Origin of the sequence: Piscinibacter sp., from assembly GCF_050175855.1 — a bacterium.
GTDB lineage: Bacteria > Pseudomonadota > Gammaproteobacteria > Burkholderiales > Burkholderiaceae_C > Piscinibacter.
On the sequence record NZ_JBFXIO010000331.1, the window covers coordinates 1 to 5,850 of the forward strand.

The window sequence follows — 5,850 nt, forward strand, 5'->3', positions numbered from 1 at the left end:
TCAGCCTGTCCGCTGAAGGCCACAGCCGAAAGCGCATCCTGCCGGTCTTCGCAACGGACGACGGGCGGACCTACGTGCCCACGGCCAAGCGCATCTGGGACCTGCTGTTGACTGAGGCGGTCGAGATCACCGGCACCACCACCGCCGAGCAGGCGATGCAGTGGTTCGAGGCCTCCATGACGGCGGCGAAGACGCAAGGTGAACGCCTGTTCTCAGAACTGCTCGGGGAGCACCGGTCGCGTCTGAAGGAAGACCGAGAGCGCGCCAAGTACGCCTACGATGCTCGCTACCAGGCCATCGGCAGAATTGGCTTGCCTACCGTTCGCGAGCATCGCCGTAAACGGCTGGACGCCGAGCATCAGGCACGGATGGCAGCTTTGGATGACGCAGAGGCCAGCGTGCCAGACCTCAACGCCGTGATGATGCTTCGGGTGGGTGCTGTATGAGCCCGTGGATTGATCGCATCCTGGAGGAGTTTCCTGCGGACCTGTCTCCCCTGTGGATCGCCGCCGACCCTGACGATGTGCTGCTGGATGAGCAAGTGCTGTCTGGCCTGCGAGAGCGTGGTTTTGAGGTTCTGCCGTTCGAGGACTCGGTCGCGTTCCGTGCCGAATATGAAGATCAGTACCGCAGTGCCTGGGACCGCGGTGCAGTGGGACCCGCCAAGGCTCTGGTGTTGCACCTGCGTGGCACCAACATCGCTGATCTGCCCTGGGACTACCTGAGGCAAGCACGCCGGGTCAGCCTGAGCCTCGCCAACCTGTTCCCCCGGCTCAGCTATCCCGTCGTTCGACAAGTCGGCGCCGAGCACCACGAAGCGTTGTTCGCTGCGCAAGCGAAGCATGCGTCGCAGGCCTTGGGAGAGTCGGCGACCAAAGAGTTTGTCCTGACCCACATCTTCAAGATCAGTCCGCACCTGATTTCGCGCCCAGAGGACCTGTGGCGGGAGCTGCTGCGGTTGCACTACCGCGATTCCAGTCTGCCGCGGGTTCTGGCAGACCACGTTGCGAATGTGCTTGGCGATCACGCGGCGTTCAAGGATCTACCGATCAGCGAGCTGTTCGCGTCGAAAAGCGCAGTGCTGCGGACGGTGCAGGACGCTTGGTACCGATACCTCTCGCGCCTTGGATTGACGGGCACACGGACGGGTGAACCCACGCCGGCCGACTTCTCAGCCAAGGCCGACGTGCCGTTTGAACATCCGGATGTTCGGGCGCTGGTGGACTCGATGTTCCTGGACGGCCTGCTTCATCCGCTCGCCATTCAGGGCGCGACGGTCGGCATTCCTGACTGGGCCAAGGTAGGCATCGTCCAGGATCCACTCGCGCTGAGGAACCTGGTCGCCGAGGGCATCAAAGTCATTCGTCAATCGCTGCCAACGCTGGAGTCTTCCTACCGCGACTGGGCCAACTTGTCTCGCCGCTTCGGCGAGGTTCTGGCCCGGTTTCATGCCTTGGATACGGTGCGCGCCGAAGGGCTGAAGGCCGCCATTGCAGAGCTGCAAGCCGCCATGGACGAGTGTCTGCGGCAATGGGTGGCCAAGCACTATGCCGACCTGCCTTCGCTGCCGGTCGTCAAGGGCCCGGTCATGGTGCACCACGTGCCGCGCTTCCTTTCAATGAGGCGTGGCGCCGGCGAGGCCAAGATTGCCCTGCTGGTGTTCGACGGACTGGCTATCGATCAGTGGGTTCAGATTCGCGAGGCGCTGGCCAAGCGAGCACCCAAGCTCGGGTTTGAGGAAGGAGCGTGTTTCGCTTGGCTTCCAACCCTGACGTCGGTGTCCCGGCAGGCACTGTTCTCCGGACTCAAGCCAAGAGAGTTCGCCGACACGATCGAGTCCACCTCGCCGGAGCCCGCCCAGTGGTCGCGGTTTTGGCAAGACCAGGGTCTGCGTCCCCATGAGGTCGTGTACCGCAGAGGCATCAAGCGAACCGATCAGCTTGCGGAACTGGCTGCAGCGGTTTCGGCGCCATCGATCAGGGTTGCGGGCATGGTGGTCGACACGGTCGATGAGATCGTGCACGGTGCCGTGTTGGGCAAGCGCGGCATCACCACCCAGATCGAAAGCTGGTGTGAGAGTGGCTTCGTAGACCAACTGTTCTCGATGCTGCTCGACAAGGGCTTCCACGTCTACTTGACCGCCGACCACGGCAATGTGGAAGCGGTTGGCCAGGGGCGGCCCAACCAGGGTGTGGCGCCGGAGCTGCGTGGCGAGCGTGTACGGACTTACCGCAGCGAGACCCTCGCGCTCGAGTCGGCGGCCGCGAATCCGAACACCTACCGACTTGATGTGGCCGGACTACCGGGTAACTTCTTGGCGTTGTTCGCCGGCGGGCGTACAGCCTTCATGCAGCAGGGAGAGCCCGCCGTCGTCCACGGCGGCATCTCGGTCGAAGAGCTGATGGTGCCCTTCGTCAAGATTGGCTATGTGAGTCGCGCTGAATGATCCCGACGGCACCCCAGATTGGCTTCGACCGGTTCATCCAACTTGATTGGGTGACTGCTGCGCTGAAGGTGCGGGCAGGCGTGGCCAGTCTCGACGACTTGAGCGAGCTGCTAGATGCGGCCGGCCTCGGTAACGAGGCCAGGATCAAGACGCGTACCAAGCTGAACGCACTGGTGCTGGACCCGCGCGCCGACATGGCTGACTTCATTCGTCGCGGCGTCGGCATCTTCTCCGACTTCGAGTCGTCGCAAGACGTCGCCGGCTTCGCCTGGGGATCGGCCCTTGCGAACTACTCATACTTCGGAAGGGTCGCCGAGTTCACAGGTCGACTGACTGCGATGCAGGGCGACTGCTCGATGCCAGAAGTGCACCGCAGAATGAGCGAGGTCTATGGAGAGCGGGGCAACATCAAGACCGCCACTCGCGCCGTCATTCAGACACTCGTAGACTGGGGCACGATACGGCGGGTCAACAAGGGAAATCGCATCGAGCGGCTGACGCCGAACCGAGTCGCCGACCCGATGAAGGTCTCTTGGCTGGTCGAAGCGGCACTTCGATATCACGGCAAGGCCCTGGCACTTTCATCACTGCAATCCACCGCAGCGCTATTTCCTTTCTCGTTCGATCAGCCTCTTGGCTACGTGGTGTCGAAGAGTTCGGCGCTGGAGCTGCGATCAGAAGGACCAAGCCATCAATTCGTGGCACTGAGTGGAGTAATTTGAGCGTCGGCGCACAGAACGCGACATGCGTTCAGAACTGCAGCTTACGCCTGTTGCGCGCTCTCGGCGACCGAGCGGCTACCCACGCCGATGAAAGTGCGCAACGCTGCGTCCCCAGAGGACAGCGAGAGTTGCCACGACGCCGGGGCTGACCAGCGGATGCAGCCCGACCGGCAGCACTAACGCAACGACGGCGGCGCAGGCCAGCAGGATCGACACGGATGCGTAAAGCGCGAAGCGCTCCGGATCGTGGTGAAGAAACTCCTTCGACTTGATCACTCTGCTGATCGCGCCGTCGGCCATCGCTGCGACAAGGAAGGCCGCCATCCAAGGCAGCCACTCCAGCATCGCCGACAGCCTGAAGGCGGCCAGCAGCACGAGCGCGTCGATCGCACGGAAGTAGCTGTTCCCGAACAGCCGCTGATTGACGGAAGCCATCTCGCGCGCAACGGCGCCGTCCACACCGCTTGCCGCCGACGCGCCGGCGGTCGGGGGAATGGGCGTTGCCTCCCGCGCCGCACCCTGGAGGCCCAGCGCTCGGTCGAGGATCCGCAGCGCGGGCGTCTCGCCCCAAATCTCTTCCATCGCCTGGTGCTCGCTTCGAATCTGTGCCAGGAACCGCTCCGGCGGATGCGCCGAGGGCAGGTAGAGCACCAGTACCAGCAGGCTGAGCAGAGCGGCGATGCTGACGACGCGGATCACGACGGTTGCCCCGTCATTGCAGCTGGAGTCCGGATCGCCCTCGGTGGCGCAGCCCGTGCTGGTCTGGGCTCATCCGCATCCGGGTCGAGGATCGGAAACCGCCCCTTGATGATCCGCCCGCCCGAAACCGAGGCGAAGTACTGCAGGTTGGGCAGTTTGCCCAGCACGTCGGCCGGCACCATCTCCTCGAAGCTCTCGGTGAGCTGCGTAGAGTAGCTCGACGAGAAGTCGCCCAGGTGGGCGTCGGCACCGCTGCTCAGGCCCACGCGCACCGAGTGGATCGCGGTCTTGCCGAAGGTCTCGACCACGAAGTCCTGCGTCGGCCGGTCCTTGGATCGAAGCGCGATCAGGTTGTTCAGGTTGCCCAACGCCATTCGCGCCGCGTCTTCGCTGCCCAGCCGCTTGGCCAGGTCCGCCAGCGTCTGCATCGCGCAGGTGGTGAAGATGCCACCCTCGGCGCCCTTGTTCAGGATCTCGATCAGCGGCTGGTTGATGACGTTCGACACCTCGTCCACGAAGAGCGAGATGCGCCGGTAGCCGCCCAGGTTGTAACGCATGCCTGCACGCGCGGCCAGGTCGGCCAGGGCCAGTGCGCCGATGGCGGTGGCCACCGACGGGTCGGGCAGGGAGTCCAGGCACATGTACAGCACATGGCCGGCGCGCTCGATCTTCTCGAAGTTCATGATCGGCCTGGCATCGCCGGTGTCGAAGGGGTCGGGCGACAGGCTGCTGCCGAGGTCGCCCGAGGTCAGCATCGAGAGCACCGGCAGCAGGTTGGCCGTGATCTTCTGGTAGTGCTCGCGGTTGTGGCGGAAGGTGCGTACCTGGGCGTCGAGCACCTTGTTGCGCTGCGACTGCGGGACGTGGTGTTCGTAGAAGGCGACCAGGGCCAGCAGGTCCGCACTGGCCGCCTCCGACGGGCGCTTCATGTTGCCGCGGTGGGCATCGTGCAGCAGCTTCTTCATCTCCGGCTGGTCGCGCCAGCCGGTGCCGAGCAGTCGCTCGTAGAAGCGGCGCAGCGTCGCTTCCAGCACGGGCTCGATGCCGCCCTCGATGTACTTGGTGAGCTTGACCAGGTTCGGCCGCTCCTCCAGTTCCACCAGCCCCTGCACGACCACGTTCACGGCGTCCCAGCCGAAGGCGGAGAAGGCGCCGGCCGTGTCCGGCGGCATGATCGACTGGATCCGCGACGCGATCTCGGTGGGCTTCTGCCAGTTGAAGGTGAAGTCCAGGCGCACGCCGGCTTCAGGGAAGGCGGGGTGGAACTCGAGGAAGGTGTCGGGGTCGCGCCAGTCCTCGCAGGCGCGCTGGGTGACACGCTTCAGGCGGCGGCTGTTCTTGGGGTCGATGACGATGACCACGTCGCCGCGACGCACGGCCTGCGTCACCAGGTTGGCCAGCGCCACGCCCTTGCCGGACTGGGTGGTGCCCACCAGCAAGGTGCCGCCTTCGAAGTTCTGCAGCGGCCGGTGCAGGGCCACCTCGCGTGGCTCGACGCCATGGATGTAGGGCAGGCCGATCTCGGCATCGGGTTGCGGGCGTGCGTCGTAGCCCAGCACCTGCAGCAGGCGGGGCGACACGGTGAACTCGCGGTAGTCGACCTTGGCCAGTTCGTAGAGACGCTGCGAGTGGACGGGCCGCCACTCGAAGCCAAAGCCCAGGAACACCGCGTCGGGCTTTTCCGTCCAGCGGGCGACGGCCCGTGTGCTCAGCACCTGGATGCCGCGGCCGGAGAGCGAGGCGCGCAGCACCAGGGTGTGAACGCCCTGCGCCAGCCGCAGGACGCCCATCGCCAGGCAGAAAGCGGCGAGCGGGAGTGCGAGCTGTCGCGGGAGGAGGCCCAGCCCGCCGGTGACTGCGAAGAACAGCAGGGCGGATGCCCAGACGGCGGCGGCGTACACCTCGTAGGCGCGCCGCCAAGGCATCTCGTAGCGGCGCATCAGCATGTCAGGGCTCCTCGTGCGCGGCCGGCTCGAAGGCGGC

Annotated in this window: 4 protein-coding genes and 1 pseudogene; 3 read left to right on the forward strand and 2 right to left on the reverse strand. The window is 65.1% G+C overall.

Translation table 11 applies throughout. The features are described from left to right. The 3 genes and pseudogenes from AB7U92_RS20490 to AB7U92_RS20500 all read left to right on the forward strand — a co-directional run. Window positions 1-446: pseudogene (locus tag AB7U92_RS20490) on the forward strand (helicase); the annotation flags it as partial. Then, the gene (pglZ, locus tag AB7U92_RS20495; protein WP_428581322.1) at window positions 443-2,446 is read left to right on the forward strand and encodes a BREX-3 system phosphatase PglZ; all 2,004 of its coding nucleotides are present in this window, start codon (window positions 443-445) and stop codon (window positions 2,444-2,446) included. The pseudogene AB7U92_RS20490 and the gene pglZ, both read left to right, overlap by 4 nt. Continuing rightward, a complete protein-coding gene (locus tag AB7U92_RS20500; protein WP_428581324.1) occupies window positions 2,443-3,168 on the forward strand; it encodes a hypothetical protein in 726 nt (241 codons plus the stop codon). Before pglZ ends, AB7U92_RS20500 begins: the two co-directional genes overlap by 4 nt. A 75-nt stretch (window positions 3,169-3,243) precedes the next feature. Here AB7U92_RS20500 and AB7U92_RS20505 read toward each other — a convergent pair whose 3' ends face one another. Then, entirely contained in the window at window positions 3,244-3,867 is a 624-nt protein-coding gene (locus AB7U92_RS20505; RefSeq protein ID WP_428581327.1) for a DUF4400 domain-containing protein, read from the reverse strand. Further along, the gene (gene traD / locus AB7U92_RS20510) at window positions 3,864-5,813 is read right to left on the reverse strand and encodes a conjugative transfer system coupling protein TraD (protein ID WP_428581330.1); all 1,950 of its coding nucleotides are present in this window, start codon (window positions 5,811-5,813) and stop codon (window positions 3,864-3,866) included. Before traD ends, AB7U92_RS20505 begins: the two co-directional genes overlap by 4 nt. Window positions 5,814-5,850: the final 37 nt, after the last annotated feature.

Bases quoted from the DNA above. Each gene is read 5' to 3' on its own strand.
- AB7U92_RS20500 (WP_428581324.1), top strand. From the start codon at position 2,443: ATGATCCCGACGGCACCCCAGATTGGCTTCGACCGGTTCATCCAACTT.
- traD (WP_428581330.1), bottom strand. From the start codon at position 5,813: ATGCTGATGCGCCGCTACGAGATGCCTTGGCGGCGCGCCTACGAGGTG.
- pglZ (WP_428581322.1), top strand. From the start codon at position 443: ATGAGCCCGTGGATTGATCGCATCCTGGAGGAGTTTCCTGCGGACCTG.